We start from the raw sequence: 16439 nt of genomic DNA, 5'->3' as shown, positions 1-16439 counted from the left end.
CGACGCACCACAAGCGCCCGCGCATCGCCGCCCGCATCCGCTTTCCACGTCCGACAGGATTTCCCGATGCCTACACGCTTTCGCCGAGCCGCCGTCGCGATCGTCGCGTGCGCCGCTCTCGCGGGCGGGCTGCCGCGCGCCGCATTCGCGCTGACGGCTGCCGATACCGCCGCGCTCGCCGGCGACGACTTCGACGCGAAGACGGCCGCGGTCGAACGGCTCGCCGCCGATCCCGATCCGCGCGCCGTCGCGTTGCTCAACGCGCTGTCGAACGGCGACGCGCTCGCGACCGGCGACGGCCGCCTGCTGATCCAGACCGGCGACACCGCACACGACGCGCTCTCGCAGGCCGCGACGCCGGCCGGCGACGCGCAGCCCGTGATGCTGAACAACCTGCTGCGCACGAAAATCGCGGGCGCGCTGTCGGGGCTCGCGCTCGCGTCGCCCGACGTCGCCGCGCGCCGCGACGCGATCGATGCGCTGCTGAAGTCGCCCGACCCGGCACTCAAGCCGATGATCGACCGAGCGCGCGCAAAGGAAACGGATCCCACGCTGAAGCGCCGCCTCGATGCATTGTGGGCGATCGCCGCGCTGCACGACGCCGAACCGGCGAAGCGCCTCGAAGCCGTGCAGGTGGTGGCCGCGCGCCGCGATCTCGACATGATCGAGCAGTTGCGCCCGCTCGTCGCGAAGAATGCCGACGGCAGCTACGCGGAGCCCGACGCGCGCGTGCGCGACGCCGCCCAGCAAGGGCTCGACGCATTGCACTCGCTGCAGCGCCGCGGCGAGATCGCGGGCACGCTGTTCGCGGGGCTGTCGCTCGGCAGCGTGCTGCTGCTCGCCGCGCTCGGCCTCGCGATCACGTACGGGCTGATCGGCGTGATCAACATGGCGCACGGCGAATTCCTGATGATCGGTGCGTACGCAACCTATGTCGTGCAGACGCTGATCCAGCGCTACGCACCCGGCGCGTTCGACTGGTATCCGCTCGTCGCCGTGCCGGTGTCGTTCGTGACGGCCGCGTTGGTCGGCATCGTGCTCGAACGGCTCGTGCTGCGGCACCTGTACGGCCGCCCGCTCGAGACCCTGCTCGCCACCTTCGGCGTGAGCCTGATCCTGATCCAGGCGACGCGGATGCTGTTCGGCGCGCAGAACGTGCAGGTCGTGAACCCGTCGTGGATGAGCGGCGGCGTGACGGTGATGCAGAACCTGATCCTGCCGTACAACCGCCTCGTGATCCTCGCGTTCGCGCTCGCCGTGGTGTTCGTCGCGTGGGCCGTGCTGACGAAGACGCGCCTTGGCCTGTTCGTGCGCGCCGTCACGCAGAACCGCCGGATGGCTGCGTGCGTCGGCGTGAAGACCGCACGCGTCGACGCGTATGCGTTCGCGTTCGGCGCCGGCATCGCGGGCCTCGGCGGCTGCGCGCTGTCGCAGATCGGCAATGTCGGCCCGGATCTCGGCCAGAACTACATCATCGATTCGTTCATGGCCGTCGTGCTCGGCGGTGTCGGGCAGATCGCCGGCACCGTGCTCGGCGGTTTCGGGCTCGGCCTCGTCAGCAAGGCGATCGAGCCGTTCTGGGGCGCCGTGCTCGCGAAGATCGCGGTGCTCGTGATGATCGTGCTGTTCATCCAGAAGCGTCCGCAGGGCATGTTCGCCCCGAAGGGCCGCAGCGCGGAGGCGTGACATGACTTCAATCACCGATTCGTTGTCGAAGCCGCTCGCCGACGCGCCGAAGCCCGCTGCCGCCGCGCGTGCGGAGAACGGTTTCGCGCTCGGCCTGCCGCCCCGCCCCGCGCTGCTGTCGCGCCGCGCGTGGCTCGCGCTGATCGCGCTGTGCATCGCGATCGGCATCGGCGTGCCGCTCGCCGCGCTGGTCGCGCCCGAGTCGAGCGCGTTCCATCTGTCCGCGTATGCGATGACGCTCGCCGGCAAGCTGATGTGCTACGCGATCGCCGCGCTCGCGCTCGATCTCGTGTGGGGCTACTGCGGCATCCTGAGCCTCGGCCACGGGCTGTTCTTCGCACTCGGCGGTTATGCGATCGGCATGTACCTGATGCGCGAGATCGGTCGCGACGGCAAGTACGGCAGCGACCTGCCCGACTTCATGGTGTTCCTCGACTGGCATCAGCTGCCCTGGTACTGGAGCGGCACGCAGCATCTGGCCTGGGCGCTCGCGCTCGTCGTGCTCGTGCCGGCCGTGCTCGCCTGGGTGTTCGGCTTCTTCACGTTCCGCTCGCGCGTGAAAGGCGTGTACCTGTCGATCATCACGCAGGCGCTGACGTTCGCCGCGATGCTGCTGTTCTTTCGCAACGAGACGGGCTTCGGCGGCAACAACGGCTTCACCGACTTCAAGCGCATCGCGGGCTTCGCGATCACGTCGCCCGGTACGCGCACGGTGCTGTTGCTGCTGACGTTCGCGACGCTCGTGCTCGCGTTCATCGCCGCGCGCGCGATCGTCACCAGCAAGCTCGGGCGCGTGGTCACCGCGGTGCGCGACGGCGAAACGCGGCTGATGTTCCTCGGCTACAGCCCGCTCGCGTACAAGCTGTTCGTGTGGACCGTGTCGGCCGTGCTGTGCGGCATCGCGGGCGCGCTGTACGTGCCGCAGGTCGGCATCATCAATCCCGGCGAGATGTCGCCCGGCAACTCGATCGAGATGGCGATCTGGGTCGCGGTGGGCGGCCGCGGCACGCTGATCGGGCCGATCGTCGGCGCGTTCGCGGTGAACGGCGCGAAGAGCCTCTTTACCGCCTACTTCGCCGAATACTGGCTGTTCTTCCTCGGCCTGATCTTCGTGCTCGTGCCGCTGCTGCTGCCGCGCGGCATCATGGGCCTCGTCGAAACCGTGCTCGCGAAGGGGAAACGCGCATGAACGGAACGGCCCTCTACCAGTTCACGCCGCCGCCCGAGGACGAGCTGCTCGCCGTCAGCGGCACCGCATCGATGGGGCGCGTGGTGCCGCCGGGCATCGACACGTCGCACGGCACGATCCTCTACCTCGAGGATATCGAGGTGAGCTTCGACGGCTTCCGCGCGCTGAAGAAGCTGTCGCTCGCGATCGACGCGGGCGAGCTGCGCTGCGTGATCGGCCCGAACGGTGCGGGCAAGACGACGATGATGGACGTGATCACCGGCAAGACGCGCCCCGATGCGGGCAAGGTGTTTCTCGGCCAGACCATCGACCTCGCGCGAATGAACGAGCCGGAGATCGCACGCGCGGGCATCGGCCGCAAGTTCCAGAAGCCGACCGTGTTCGAGCAGCATCCGGTGTGGGAAAACCTCGAACTCGCGATGCAGACCGACAAGGGCTGGCTCGCGTCGCTGCGCGCGCGGCTCGACCGCACCGCGCAGGCGAAGATCGAGGAGACGCTCGCGCTGATCGGCCTCGAAAGCGACGCGTACCGCGCGGCGGGCGAGCTGTCGCACGGGCAGAAGCAGCGGCTCGAGATCGGCATGCTGCTGATGCAGCGCCCTGCGCTGTTGCTGCTCGACGAACCGGCGGCCGGGATGACCGACCACGAGACGATGGAGCTCGCCGAGCTGCTGAACACGCTGCGCGGCACCTGCTCGATGATGGTCGTCGAGCACGACATGGAATTCGTCGCGGCGCTCGCCGGCGACACGGGCCGCGTGACGGTGATGGCCGAAGGCGCGGTCCTCGCGCAAGGCACCCTCGACCAGGTCAAGCGCGACGACGCGGTGATCGAGTCTTATCTCGGACGTTGATGCAATGCTGAAGATCGAAGCACTGAACCAGTACTACGGCGGCAGCCATATCCTGCGCAACGTGAGCCTCGCCGCCGACGACGGCAAGCTCACCGTGCTGCTCGGCCGCAACGGCGTCGGCAAGAGCACGCTGCTGCGCTGCCTGATGGGCGTCGTCGCCGCGAAAAGCGGCAGCGTGTCGTGGCGCGGCACCGCGCTCGGCGCAATGCCGCCGTACGCGCGCGTCGCGGCCGGGCTCGCGTACGTGCCGCAGGGCCGCGACATCTTTCCGCGGCTCACCGTCGAGGAGAACCTGCTCGTCGGCGCGGCGAGCCGGAAAGCACCGTCGAAGGTGCCCGACCGCATCTACGACCTGTTCCCGGTGCTGAAGGACATGCGCACGCGGCGCGGCGGCGACCTGTCGGGCGGCCAGCAACAGCAGCTCGCGATCGGCCGCGCGCTGATGAGCGAGCCGCAGCTGCTGATCCTCGACGAGCCGACCGAAGGCATCCAGCCGTCGATCATCCAGGATATCGGCCGCACGCTGCGCCAGCTCGTCGACGAAGCGAAGATGACCGTGCTGCTCGTCGAGCAGTATTACGACTTCGCCCAGTCGATCGCCGACCGCTACTGGGTGATGAGCCGCGGCGAGATCGTCGCGGGCGGCGACGCGCGGGACATGGAAGCGAACGGCGTGCGCGAGCTGATCGCCGTGTAGCGACGCACGCGGCGCACGATTGCGCCGCTGCGCGGTGCCGGCGATCGATGCACGTCATGCGATCGCCGGCGTCATCGCCTCTCCGCTTCACCGCGTCCAGCAACCGGAACACCCAGGCGTATAGTGTTGCGGTAGCATCCTCGATCCCTGCGCCCGTCCCCTGCTTCCCGCCGATGTCTGCCCCCGATTCCCACGCCCCGCTGTCCCGCCCCGCCGTCGCCAAGTCGTGGCGCGGCCGCCTCGAACTCGGCTTCGAGCGGCACGGCGCACGCACGACGCTCGCCCACCGGCTGCACGACGGCCCGTTGCGCGTGCAGCGGCCGCTGTATCCGGAAGGCGACGCGATCTGCCATGCGGTGATCGTCCACCCGCCGGGCGGCGTCGCGGGCGGCGACCGGCTCGACATCGACATCGCGCTCGGCAGCGGCACGCACGCGGTGCTGACCACGCCCGGCGCGACCAAGTGGTACAAGTCGAACGGCCTCGACGCAACGCAGCGCATCGGCATCACGGTCGGCGACCACGCGAAACTCGACTGGCTGCCGCAGAACAACCTGTTCTTCGACGCGGCGCATGCGTCGCTCGCTTTCACGGTGAAGCTCGGCACGGGGGCAAGCGCGATCGGCTGGGACGCGACGCAGCTCGGCCGGCAGGCGGCCGGCGAAAACTGGTCGGCCGGCCGCATCGTGTCGAGCGCGGCGCTCGTCGATGCCGGCGGTCGGCCGCTGTGGACCGAACGCGCGCTGCTCGACGCGCACGATCCGCTGCGCGGTGCGCTGCAGGGCCTCGCCGGCTTTCCGGTATACGGCACGTTGTGGGCCGCCGGTGCCGCATGCGACGCCGCGCTCGCCGAATCGCTCGCCGCGCGGATGCCGTTCGATGCCACGCTGCGCGCGAGCGCGACCTGCGTGACGCCCGGCGTCGTGCTGGTGCGCGCGCTGTCGACGTCGATGGAAGCGCTGCAACGCCACTTCACCGACTGCTGGCTGCATCTGCGGCCGATCGTGCACGGCGTCGACGCACGGCCGCTGCGCCTCTGGCAAACCTGAGCACGGTCGCGCCACGCACCGTTTCGATGCAGCGCCGCGGCCGGCGCTGCACGCTGTCCATGCATCGCGCACCAGGAACGCGCATCGCGCCGCGTTCCATGCACATGGCACGCGCCTTGCTGCTTACATAACCGATACACGACGCACGCAAAACGGCGCGGTGCTACGATGACCCGCGCGTCCGCCCCGTCGCCCACGCACCGATAAAAATTACGTTTTACTGAACGTTTGCCTTCATGAAACTGACTCCCCGAGAGAAGGACAAGCTGCTGATCTTCACGGCGGCGCTGCTGGCCGAGCGCCGTCGCGCACGCGGCCTGAAGCTCAACTATCCGGAGGCAGTCGCCTTCATCACCGCCGCGCTGATGGAAGCCGCGCGCGACGGCAGGACGGTCGCCGAGGTGATGCATTACGGCACGACGCTGCTCACGCGCGACGACGTGATGGACGGCGTGCCGGAGATGATTCCCGACATCCAGGTCGAGGCGACCTTCCCCGACGGCACGAAGCTCGTGACCGTCCATCACCCGATTCCGTGAGGCCCCGCATGATCCCCGGCGAAATCCTCACCGACGACGGCGAACACGAACTGAACGCAGGCCGCGCGACGCTCGCGCTCGTCGTCGCGAACACCGGCGACCGCCCGGTGCAGGTCGGCTCGCACTACCACTTCTTCGAAGTCAACGACGCGCTGTCGTTCGATCGCGCGGCCGCGCGCGGCTTCCGCCTGAACATCGCGGCCGGCACCGCCGTGCGCTTCGAGCCGGGCCAGACGCGCACCGTCGAGCTGGTCGCACTCGCGGGCGATCGTGCCGTCTACGGTTTTCAGGGCAAGGTGATGGGGCCGCTGTAAGCCGCGCCCCGCTCTTCAGGAACAGCACATGACATTACGCTTGAGCCGCCGCGCGTACGCGGAAATGTTCGGGCCGACGACGGGCGACCGCGTCCGGCTGGCCGATACCGAACTGCTGATCGAGATCGAACGCGATTACACGACCTACGGCGAGGAAGTGAAATTCGGCGGCGGGAAGGTGATCCGCGACGGCATGGGCCAGTCGCAGCGCGTGGCCGCCGACGTGCCCGACACGATCATCACGAACGCGGTGATCCTCGATCACTGGGGCATCGTGAAGGCCGACATCGCGATCAAGCATGGCCGCATCGCCGCGATCGGCAAGGCCGGCAATCCGGACATCCAGCCGGGCGTGACGATCGCGATCGGCGCGGCCACCGAGGTGATCGCCGGCGAAGGGCTGATCGTGACGGCCGGCGGCATCGACACGCACATCCACTTCATCAGCCCGCAGCAGATCGACGAGGCGCTCGCGTCGGGCGTGACGACGATGCTCGGCGGCGGCACGGGGCCGGCCACCGGCACCAACGCGACGACCTGCACGCCGGGGCCGTGGCACATGGAGCGGATGCTGCAGGCCGCCGACGGCTGGCCGATCAACCTCGGCTTCCTCGGCAAGGGCAACGCGAGCCTGCCGCAGCCGCTCGTCGAGCAGATCGCGGCCGGCGCGATCGGGCTGAAGCTGCACGAGGACTGGGGCACGACGCCCGCCGCGATCGACAACTGCCTGTCGGTCGCCGACGACACCGACACGCAGGTCGCGATCCACACCGACACGCTGAACGAAGGCGGCTTCGTCGAATCGACGGTCGCCGCGTTCAAGGGCCGCACGATCCACACGTACCACACCGAAGGCGCGGGCGGCGGCCATGCGCCCGACATCCTGAAGGTGTGCGGCGAGGCGAACGTGCTGCCGTCGTCGACCAACCCGACGCGCCCGTACACGATCAACACGCTCGACGAGCACCTCGACATGCTGATGGTGTGCCATCACCTCGATCCGTCGATCGCCGAGGATCTCGCGTTCGCCGAATCGCGGATCCGCCGCGAGACGATCGCGGCCGAGGACATCCTGCACGATCTCGGCGCGCTGTCGATGCTGTCGTCCGACTCGCAGGCGATGGGCCGCGTCGGCGAAGTGATCATCCGCACCTGGCAGACCGCGCACAAGATGAAGGTGCAGCGCGGCGCGCTGCCGGAAGACGGCACACGCAACGACAACTTCCGCGCGAAGCGCTACGTCGCGAAGTACACGATCAACCCGGCGCTCACGCACGGCATCGCGCACGAAGTCGGTTCGATCGAACCCGGCAAGTGGGCCGACCTCGTGCTGTGGGAGCCGGCGTTCTTCGGGATCAAGCCGACGATGATCCTGAAGGGCGGGATGATCGCCATGGCGCAGATGGGCGACCCGAACGCGTCGATCCCGACGCCGCAGCCGGTCCACTATCGCGAGATGTTCGCGACGCGCGGCGGTGCGCTCGCGCGCACGTCGCTGACCTTCGTGTCGCAGATGGCGGCCGATGCCGGTATCGCGGAACGCTACGGCCTCGCGAAGCGGATCGTGCCCGTGCGCAACTGCCGCAACGTGACGAAGGCCGACATGATCCACAACGCATGGCGCCCGTCGATCAGCGTCGATCCCGAAACCTACGACGTGATCGCCGACGGTCAGCTGCTCACCTGCGAGCCGGCCACGGTGCTGCCGATGGCGCAGCGTTATTTCCTGTTCTGATTGCCGGTTTCCGGTTCCTGTTTCATGCGCACCCTCGACAAACGTATCGCCCCGAACGTGAAACTCGCCGCGTCGCTCGTCGCGCGCGCGCCGACGCTCACGCTCGCCTATGACGCCCGCTGCAAGAGCCGCCTCGCGGCGACGCTCGACACCGGCGAAGATGTCGCCGTGCTGCTGCCGCGCGGCACGATCCTGCGCGACGGCGACGTGCTCGTCGCCGACGACGGCGCGCTCGTGCGCATCGCCGCGGCCGCCGAAACCGTGCTGCGCGTGCGCGCGGCCGATCCGCTCACGCTGATGCGTGCCGCGTATCACCTCGGCAACCGTCATACGCCGGTCGAGATCGGCGACGGCTACCTGAAGCTCGAGGCCGACCCGGTGCTCGCGGACATGCTGCGCCGGCTCGGCACGCAGGTCGAGGAAACGCAAGCGCCGTTCCAGCCGGAAGCCGGCGCGTACGGCGGCGGACACAAGCACGGGCACGATGCGACGTTCGCCGAGGATTACGCGCTTGCGCAGCAGGTGTTCGGCGAGCATCACGGCCATTCGCACTCGCACTCGCACGATCACGATCACGATCACGATCACGATCACGATCATCAGCATGGTCCCGGATGCACGCACGGCCACGGCCATGACCACCACTGAACTCGTCGCGCTGCTGCATCTCGCGTCGCCGGCGCTGCCGATCGGCGCGTACAGCTATTCGCAGGGCCTCGAAGCCGCGCTCGACGCGAACCTGATCCACGACGCCGATTCCGCGCGCGACTGGATCGCCAGCGGCCTGACCGACGTGCTCGCGCACGGCGAGCTGCCGTTCCTCGCGCACCAGCTCGCACGCTGGCACGCGCACGACACGCACGCGCTCGTCGCCGAAAATGCATGGTTCGTCGCGAGCCGCGAATCGGCAGAACTGCGCCGCGAGACCGAACAGATGGGCTGGTCGCTCGCGCAACTGTGCGCGTCGCTCGAATGGGGCGATGCCGCGCGCCGCGCGACGCTCGCGGCGATGTCGCCGATCGCGCTGCCGACCGCATTCGCCTACGCGGCCGCCGCGCACGACGCGAGCGCCGACGCCGTGCTCGCCGCGTACGCATTCGGCTGGGTCGAGAACCAGACGTCCGCCGCGCTGAAGGCCGTGCCGCTCGGCCAGCTCGCCGGGCAACGCATCATCGTCGCGCTGCGCGGCGCGATCGACGCGGCCGTACGCCGCGCGCTCGCGACGCCGCCCGACGCCGTCAACACGTTCGCGCCGCAGCTCGGCATCCTGTCCGCACGGCACGAAACCCAGTATTCGCGGTTGTTCCGCTCCTGAACACGACACACGCCATGAACGCACCCGCTCCGTCCCCCGCCCGCCGCACGAAGAAACTGCCGCCGCTGCGCGTCGGCATCGGCGGCCCCGTCGGCTCCGGCAAGACCACGCTGCTCGAAATGCTGTGCAAGGCGATGCGCGAGCGCTACGACCTCGTCGCGATCACCAACGACATCTATACGAAGGAAGACCAGCGGCTGCTGACGGTTGCCGGCGCGCTGCCCGAGGAGCGCATCATGGGCGTCGAGACGGGCGGCTGCCCGCACACGGCGATCCGCGAGGATGCGTCGATCAACCTCGAGGCCGTCGACCGGATGCTGTCGCGCTTTCCCGACGCCGACATCGTGTTCATCGAATCGGGCGGCGACAATCTCGCGGCGACCTTCAGCCCCGAGCTGTCGGACCTGACGATCTACGTGATCGACGTCGCAGGCGGCGAGAAGATTCCGCGCAAGGGCGGCCCCGGCATCACGAAGTCCGACCTGCTCGTGATCAACAAGACGGACCTCGCGCCGCTGGTCGGCGCGAACCTCGACGTGATGGCGTCCGACACGAAGAAGATGCGCGGCGAGCGGCCCTACGTGATGACGAACCTGAAGGCGCTCGAAGGCGTCGCGGACGTGATCGCGTTCATTGAGAAGAAGGGTTTGCTGACGGTGTGAGCGGCGTGGCGGCGCCCTGCGACGCCGCCACGCGTGCCGGGGCGGCGTCGCGCCGCCCGCCGTCTATGCGTCGTCGGCAGCGTCCTGCACGCCCGGCAGCGCATGCGCGCCGGCTTCGGCGGGCGGCAGCAGTGCCGCGAGCACGTCGACCGTGCGCGCGGTCGCGCCGCGGTGACGCGCAGCGAACGCCGCGCCGGCCGCACCCATCGCGATGCGCCGCGCGTTGTCGGCAAACAGCGCGTCGAGCACGTGCGCGAGATCGAGCGGATCCTCGACCTGCAGTGCCGCGCCGGCCGCGACCGCGTCGGCGGTCGCCTGCGTGAAGTTGAACACGTGCTTCCCGATCAGTACCGGCACGCCGACCGCGCACGCTTCGATCAGGTTCTGTCCGCCGAGCGGCAGCAGGCTGCCGCCGATGAATGCGATGTCGGCGGCCGCGTAATACGCGCCGAGCTCGCCCATCGAATCGCCGAGCAGCACCGTCACGTCGTCCGGCAGCGGCTCGGCGGCCGGCCGGCCGGCCGCGAGTGCCGCCGCGTCGGCCGCCCATGCGGAGCGTCGCACGCACTTGAGCCCGTTGCGCCCGACGAGCGCCTCGACCTCGGCGAAACGTTGCGGATGACGCGGCACGAGCACCAGCAGCGCGCCGGGCGTACGCATCGCGGCGAACGCCTGCAGCACCAGCGCCTCCTCGTTCTCGCGCGTGCTCGCGGCGACCCACACCGGCCGCGCGCCGATCGCGTCGCGCCACGCATGGCCGCGCGCCGCCAGTTCCGGCGGCGTCGTCATGTCGAACTTCAGGTTGCCGAGCACGGTCACGTTGCGCGCGCCGAGCGAAGTCAGCCGCTCCGCATCGGCCGGGCTCTGCGCGAGCACGCGCGAGAAGCCGCCGAACACGTCGCGCGTCGCCGCGCCGAACTTCGCCGCGCGCCGGAACGAACGCGCGGACATCCGCGCATTGGTCAGCACCAGCGGCACGTCCGCGCGGCGGCACTCGTCGATCAGCGTGGGCCACACCTCGGTTTCCATCACGAGGCCGAGCGTCGGCCGCCACGCGCGCAGGAAGCGCCGCACCGCGCCGGGCATGTCGTACGGCAGGTAACAGCGCAGCACGCGATCGCCGAAGATCTGTTCGCCGGTCGCGCGGCCGCTCGGCGTCATGTGCGTGAGCAGGATGCGCGCATCGGGACGCGCGCGCATCAGCGCGTCGATCAGCGGCTGCGCGGCGCGCGTCTCGCCGACCGACACCGCATGCACCCAGATCAGCGGCGCGCGGTCGTCGCGCGAGCGGCCCGACACGTGGCCGAAACGTTCGGCGATGTGCTCGCGATAGCCGCGCTCCTTGCGCGAGCGCAAGTAGAGCCGGATGACCGCGGCCGGCGCGACGAGCCACCACAGCGCGCGATAGATCACCCGCAGCATGCAGCGGCCCTCGTGTTGCTTCGGAGAAGAGGCGCGCTCAAACCAGCGCCCTGCCCTTCAGGCGTTCGAGAATGCCGAGCGGCGCGCATTCGCGGCGAACCATCGCGTCGACCGGCAGGAAGAACGTCTGTTCGAGCATGAACTGGCCGGACATCACAGCGTGCGAAGTCTGATCCGAGAAACATATCCACACGCAGCCCGGCGGAAACGGCATCGTCTCCTGCGGGCTGGTCTTCTGGTAGTCGAGATCGGCCTTCATGCTGTCGTGCAGGTTCAGCATCAGGTGGTCGTACGCGCTGCGCGGCGACTTCGTCACGTGCAGCAGGTTCAGCAGCCACGCGGCGCCCGGCAGCTGCGGCTTGATGCGCGGCAGGAAGCGCTTCGCGACGTCCTCGAACGGCTCGCCGACGCGCCACACGCGCGGCACGCCCGCCGGGTTCACGTTCGTGAACACGCGCAGGATGCGCTCGCCGTAGTTGGGCCGCGACGGGAACGCGTCGACGTGCAGCCGGCTGTCGTCCTTGCGCCAGGATGTCTGGCGCGTCTCGACCTGCATCAGCCTCAGGCTCGTCGGCGCGACGCGCAGCTTGCCGCGGTATTCGGGAAACAGGCCGTCGACGAGCGTGCCGGCCTGCTGCTGGAAACGCGCGACGAGCGCGCGCACCGCCGACTGCGTGACGCTGTCGCCGAGCACGCCGGCGAGCGCGCCGCCGTTCGGCGCGAGGCTGATGTTCTTGCGTTTCGGGTCGGCGAGCGCCGGATCGAGCAGCGCTTCCTCGCCGCCTTCGATCGCGAAGCGCAGGTGCGGGAAATACAGCACCTTGCCTTCCTCGACGGCGGCCAGCAGCTGCTCGCGCGGCGCCGACAGGTTGTGTCCGCTCCAGTCGGCGGACGGGACTTCGATGATCTGGGATTCGCTCATGATCGGTTCGCTTGGGTTCGCGCGGATGCGTGCAGGTTCGTGCGTATGGCGCGGGCGTTACAGGAGACCGAAGCCCGCGAGCGCCGACTTCACCTGCGCGATCGACGGGGGTTGCCCCGCCGTGCCGAGATTGACGACGTTCGGCGACCAGTAGCCGCCGGTCCGCCAGGCCGTCGCGAAATTGTACAGTTCGACCGTCGGACGCTTCAGCGCCGCCGCGATGTGAACCAGACCTGTATCAACCCCGACGGTGGCGGCCGCGCCGTCGATCAGGCCGACCACGGCCGGCAGCGACAGCTTCGGCGGCACGATCGCCGCCGCGCCGAATTCCTTCGCGAGCCGCTCGCTGGTCGCGCGCTCCGCGTCGTTGCCCCACGGCAGCACGAGCGATGCGCCGCGCCGCACGAGCGCCTGGCCGAGCTCGATCCACGCGGCGTCCGGCCACTGCTTGTCGGCACGGGACGTCGCGTGGACGAACACCACGTACGGCACCGGCAGGTTCAGGCCGAGCGCGGCCACCGCGAGCGCCGCCGCGCGCGTATCGAGGCCGAAGTCGACCGGATCGGCCGGCGTCGGCGCCGGGTCGCCCAGCGCGGCCGAGACGAGTTGCCGCGAGCGCTCGACGACGTGCGTGCGCGGCGCGATCGGCACCCGCTTGCGGTAGAAGAAACGCACGGGCCACTCGTAGCCGGCGCCGTCGGTGCGGTTGCCGAGCCCGACGAGCGGGCCGCGCGCCCAGCTCGCGACCCAGGCCGTCTTGATGAGACCCTGGCAATCGATCACGAGGTCGTACTGCTCGGCCGCGAGGCGCTGGCGGAACGCGCGGATCTCGCGCCACGTGGCGCCCGAGAACGGCTTCTTGCGCCAGCGCCGCAACGAAAACGGCAGCACGTTGCGCACGCCGTCGACGAGCTTCACGAGATCGACGAAGCTTTCCTCGACGAGCCAGTCGATCTGCGCATCGGGGTGGCGGCGCCGGATATCGGCGATCACCGGCATGTTGTGCACGACGTCGCCCAGCGACGACACGCGCACGATCAGGATCTTTTGCACGCTGAAAAAACGCCGGCTGGCAGCCGGCGACAGGCATAAAGACGCGATTTTATCGCGCCCGGGGGGCCGATCAGGCGAAAAACTGAGGTCGGACTGAATTAGTAGCAGTCAACCGGTTCACGAGCAGTTGATAGCCCAACGCACAGTGTTACGACGCGCGCTCGGTGTGGCGAATCAGACCTGCAGGCGGCCGGCGAGCCGCGACAGCGCGAAACAAGGCCTGCGTGACCAGATGTTTCGTCATCCGTTCGCTCTTCGCGTAACCGGCGATTTCACCGCGGTGCAGGTACCTCTGGCCGGCAGGACACAACCAACCCTCATCGATCGCAAAAGAGGTGACGTCACCACACCAGACTTGATTGGGGACCGTCACCGAGACATCCTGGTTCAGCGGATTCGACGCGACAGGCAGGTCGTGCTTCGCATTCGTCGTGGCCCGGAACCGGCGCTTCTGCTTGCGGCGCTATCCCGATTTTCTGCGCAACCTCCTGACCCGGTGCAAGCCGATTCGCGCGCCACGCACCTCCAGATGTCGCCGCAGGCGCTCCGGCCTGAAACCTTCCCGGCTTCGCCGGTGGACCGTAAGCACCTCCGCTTCCAGGGAGAAGTTCCTGCCACGTTCTTTCGGGTGACTTGCGCTTGCGCCACACATGGTGGCCGCTCACCGGTACGCCCAGCACTCGGCACATTGGCGGCACGGGGTAGTCTCGTCGCATTGGTTCAATCCGCACCTCACCTCGACGCCTTCGCGAAGTACGTCGCGAACCTTTTGAGGAGAGCGCGCTCCGTTCTGACCTCGACCAGCCAACGCCTGGCCCGTGCCAGCTCGGCCTCCATTTCTGTCAGTGGCTTCCGGTGTCGGTCGACAACATCTTTCAGCTTGCCGGCCTTCGTCGCCCCCCGCCCCCGGTTTGTCAGCATCTTGATCTGACCCTCGCCATCTCCTGCCCCGTTTCGCCGCTCCTCGCGCGGCAAGGATCCGCAGGGTTCCAGTCGATAGTTTTGTGTCATCCGCAAGTGATAAACTCCGCGAACCTTTCGTAATACATCGTAACGTTTTTAATACGTCGTAATATTAAAGGCGCTCGCCGAGCCTGGTTCCTCGTCGCTCGATTCATCTAACCCTGTTTCTCTAACACTCGCGGTCACATGTTCGTAGTATTCGATAATGTTGCAAGCAGATTGCTGCTGGTCGGTTCGGTGCTCATTCTCGCGGCGTGCGGCCACGGTACCGACGAGGAACCACAAGGGACGCCCGCTCCGCCCGTCGCCATGCCGGTGCCCGCGCCAGGATCCGACCCTGCGGATGTCCTCGTCTACGGTGCGACGCCGGGCGGTATATCCGCGGCACTGGAAGCCGCGAAACTGAAAAAGCGGGTCGTCATTCTGGAACCGACGAAACACGTCGGTGGGATGACGACGAGCGGGATCGGCGTGACAGACGCCTATCCCCAGGATCGTCTCTGGGCAATGGGCGGTTTCGCGCATCGTTTCGTCGACGCGGTAAACACGCGCTACGGGAAGACCTGGACGATGGGCGGCATATTTCACGAGCCGCATGTCGCCGAGAGCATTCTGCTGCAGATGCTTGCCGACGCCCCGTCCGTTTCCGTCGAATACGGTGCCGAACTGGCGAGCGTTCAAACCAATAATCACGAGATCAAGGTCGTCCAGACGAGCAACGGACATAGTTACGCGGCGAAGATGTTCATCGATGCGAGCTACGAAGGCGATTTGCTCGAGAAGGCCGGCGTCGACCATACGCTCGGGCGCGAAGCGAAATCACAATATGGCGAACCCCTCGCCGGCGTTGGCCCCATTTCCATCAAGGACGGCGCGCGCGTGGATCCCTACGTTGTGCCAGGTCAACCGAACAGCGGATTGCTTCCGCATGTGGCGCCCAACAATCTCGGCGCACCGGGCACGGCAGACTCGGCCGTGCAGGCATATGGCTATCGGCTTTGCCTCACTGCGGATAAGGGAAACCAGATTCCCGTCGTCAAACCGGCCAACTACGATCCCAAGGAATTCGAACTGCTGGGGCGCGTCGCCCTGGCTCACCCGGAAATCGTCAAGACGTTCAACTACATCGCGAACGTTCCGATTCCCAACAACAAGTTCGACGTCAATAGCCTCGGCCTGCTCTCTACGGACGAGATCGAGGGAAGCGCGGAGTATGCCAATGCGAATGCGAACGGTCGTCGCCAAATCGAGGCGGAGCACAAGCGTTATACGCTGGCGCTCCTGACGTTTCTCGCGACGGATCCCCGCATTCCGCCAAACGTACGCGATGACGTTCGCTCGTGGGGATTCTGCAAGGACGAGTTCCAGGATAACGGCGGGTTCCCATGGCGCCTTTACGTACGGGAAAGTCGCCGGATGGTCGGTAGCTATGTGATGACACAGCACGATCTGTACACGGAAACCAGGATCCCGGATCCCATCGGTCTTGGTGCATTCCCAATCGATCAGCATACGGTCAATCGCATTGCGGTAGACGGACAGGTCGGTACCGAAGGCGCCATTTGGCAGCCGCTGCCGCGTCCGTACCCGATCTCGTATCGATCGATCGTCCCCAAGTACAGCGAGATCCGGAATTTGCTCGTGCCGGTTGCACTGTCCGCGTCGCACGTCGCGTATTCATCGATACGCGTCGAGCCGACATTCATGATTACCGGTCAGGCGGCCGGAGCCGCCGCAGCGCTCGCCATAGATTCGCGAAGCAGTGTTCAAAACATCGACTATGCAAAGCTGTCCGCGACACTGGTGAGCGAAGGTGCGGTGTTGGCGAACAGATGACGCCGACGGGGCAGCATGGCTGCTTGTACTTTCTGAGGTTCCCGATGGAATTCTTGGTCGCCTTCACCGACTCAACCGAGAAAGTAGTCGACCTTGAACAATCCTTGAAGGCATATACAGCAAGGCTGCAAGGTCGAAACGATACAGGAGTTGCAGGGAACGGGCATATTGGCGCGTAAAACCTGCAACTCTTTACAAGGTGA

Annotated in this window: 15 protein-coding genes and 1 pseudogene; 12 read left to right on the top strand and 4 right to left on the bottom strand. The window is 67.7% G+C overall.

Annotated features, from left to right (window positions below):
- The first annotated feature begins 66 nt into the window (after positions 1 to 66).
- From urtB to ureG, 11 genes are all read left to right on the top strand, one after another.
- Positions 67 to 1686 carry an urea ABC transporter permease subunit UrtB gene (gene urtB / locus E9536_RS11575; RefSeq protein ID WP_136469887.1) on the top strand — a complete coding sequence of 540 codons (1620 nt, stop codon included), beginning with the start codon at positions 67 to 69 and terminating at the stop codon, positions 1684 to 1686.
- Position 1687: 1 nt separating this feature from the next.
- The gene (urtC, locus tag E9536_RS11570; RefSeq protein WP_021161913.1) at positions 1688 to 2875 is read left to right on the top strand and encodes an urea ABC transporter permease subunit UrtC; all 1188 of its coding nucleotides are present in this window, start codon (positions 1688 to 1690) and stop codon (positions 2873 to 2875) included.
- Positions 2872 to 3729, top strand: a complete 858-nt coding sequence (gene urtD, locus E9536_RS11565; RefSeq protein WP_027788161.1) for an urea ABC transporter ATP-binding protein UrtD — start codon at positions 2872 to 2874, stop codon at positions 3727 to 3729. The genes urtC and urtD overlap by 4 nt, the downstream gene beginning before the upstream one ends.
- A gap of 4 nt (positions 3730 to 3733) precedes the next feature.
- Positions 3734 to 4426, top strand: coding sequence for an urea ABC transporter ATP-binding subunit UrtE (gene urtE / locus E9536_RS11560; RefSeq protein ID WP_027788162.1), 693 nt, complete (start codon positions 3734 to 3736; stop codon positions 4424 to 4426).
- A gap of 173 nt (positions 4427 to 4599) precedes the next feature.
- Positions 4600 to 5475, top strand: coding sequence for an urease accessory protein UreD (locus E9536_RS11555; protein WP_136469886.1), 876 nt, complete (start codon positions 4600 to 4602; stop codon positions 5473 to 5475).
- Between the two features lie 236 nt (positions 5476 to 5711).
- Entirely contained in the window at positions 5712 to 6014 is a 303-nt protein-coding gene (locus E9536_RS11550; RefSeq protein WP_006491064.1) for an urease subunit gamma, read from the top strand.
- 8 nt (positions 6015 to 6022) lie between these two features.
- The gene (locus E9536_RS11545; RefSeq protein ID WP_021161917.1) at positions 6023 to 6328 is read left to right on the top strand and encodes an urease subunit beta; all 306 of its coding nucleotides are present in this window, start codon (positions 6023 to 6025) and stop codon (positions 6326 to 6328) included.
- A 28-nt stretch (positions 6329 to 6356) separates the two neighbouring features.
- Positions 6357 to 8063, top strand: a complete 1707-nt coding sequence (gene ureC / locus E9536_RS11540; RefSeq protein WP_136469885.1) for an urease subunit alpha — start codon at positions 6357 to 6359, stop codon at positions 8061 to 8063.
- A 24-nt stretch (positions 8064 to 8087) separates the two neighbouring features.
- Positions 8088 to 8711, top strand: coding sequence for an urease accessory protein UreE (gene ureE, locus E9536_RS11535; RefSeq protein ID WP_060083989.1), 624 nt, complete (start codon positions 8088 to 8090; stop codon positions 8709 to 8711).
- Positions 8698 to 9378 carry an urease accessory UreF family protein gene (locus E9536_RS11530; protein WP_042976674.1) on the top strand — a complete coding sequence of 227 codons (681 nt, stop codon included), beginning with the start codon at positions 8698 to 8700 and terminating at the stop codon, positions 9376 to 9378. Before ureE ends, E9536_RS11530 begins: the two co-directional genes overlap by 14 nt.
- Before the next feature lie 14 nt (positions 9379 to 9392).
- The gene (gene ureG / locus E9536_RS11525; protein WP_027788168.1) at positions 9393 to 10040 is read left to right on the top strand and encodes an urease accessory protein UreG; all 648 of its coding nucleotides are present in this window, start codon (positions 9393 to 9395) and stop codon (positions 10038 to 10040) included.
- Positions 10041 to 10103: 63 nt separating this feature from the next.
- Here ureG and waaA read toward each other — a convergent pair whose 3' ends face one another.
- The 4 genes and pseudogenes from waaA to E9536_RS11505 all read right to left on the bottom strand — a co-directional run.
- A complete protein-coding gene (gene waaA / locus E9536_RS11520; protein ID WP_136469884.1) occupies positions 10104 to 11462 on the bottom strand; it encodes a lipid IV(A) 3-deoxy-D-manno-octulosonic acid transferase in 1359 nt (452 codons plus the stop codon).
- Positions 11463 to 11499: 37 nt separating this feature from the next.
- A complete protein-coding gene (locus E9536_RS11515) occupies positions 11500 to 12384 on the bottom strand; it encodes a Kdo hydroxylase family protein (RefSeq protein ID WP_021161704.1) in 885 nt (294 codons plus the stop codon).
- Between the two features lie 57 nt (positions 12385 to 12441).
- Positions 12442 to 13470, bottom strand: a complete 1029-nt coding sequence (waaC, locus tag E9536_RS11510; protein ID WP_348772152.1) for a lipopolysaccharide heptosyltransferase I — start codon at positions 13468 to 13470, stop codon at positions 12442 to 12444.
- 118 nt (positions 13471 to 13588) lie between these two features.
- Positions 13589 to 14364, bottom strand: a pseudogene (locus tag E9536_RS11505) (IS3 family transposase); the annotation flags it as partial.
- Positions 14365 to 14586: 222 nt separating this feature from the next.
- On the opposite strand from E9536_RS11505, the gene E9536_RS11500 reads away from it, so the two are divergent.
- Positions 14587 to 16236 carry an FAD-dependent oxidoreductase gene (locus E9536_RS11500; RefSeq protein WP_081084643.1) on the top strand — a complete coding sequence of 550 codons (1650 nt, stop codon included), beginning with the start codon at positions 14587 to 14589 and terminating at the stop codon, positions 16234 to 16236.
- Positions 16237 to 16439: the final 203 nt, after the last annotated feature.

This window comes from Burkholderia sp. LS-044, assembly GCF_004803625.1.
In the GTDB taxonomy this organism is placed as follows: Bacteria; Pseudomonadota; Gammaproteobacteria; order Burkholderiales; family Burkholderiaceae; genus Burkholderia; species Burkholderia cepacia.
The sequence above is the reverse complement of the archived record's forward strand: the minus strand, read 5'-3'. Positions and strand labels throughout refer to the sequence as shown.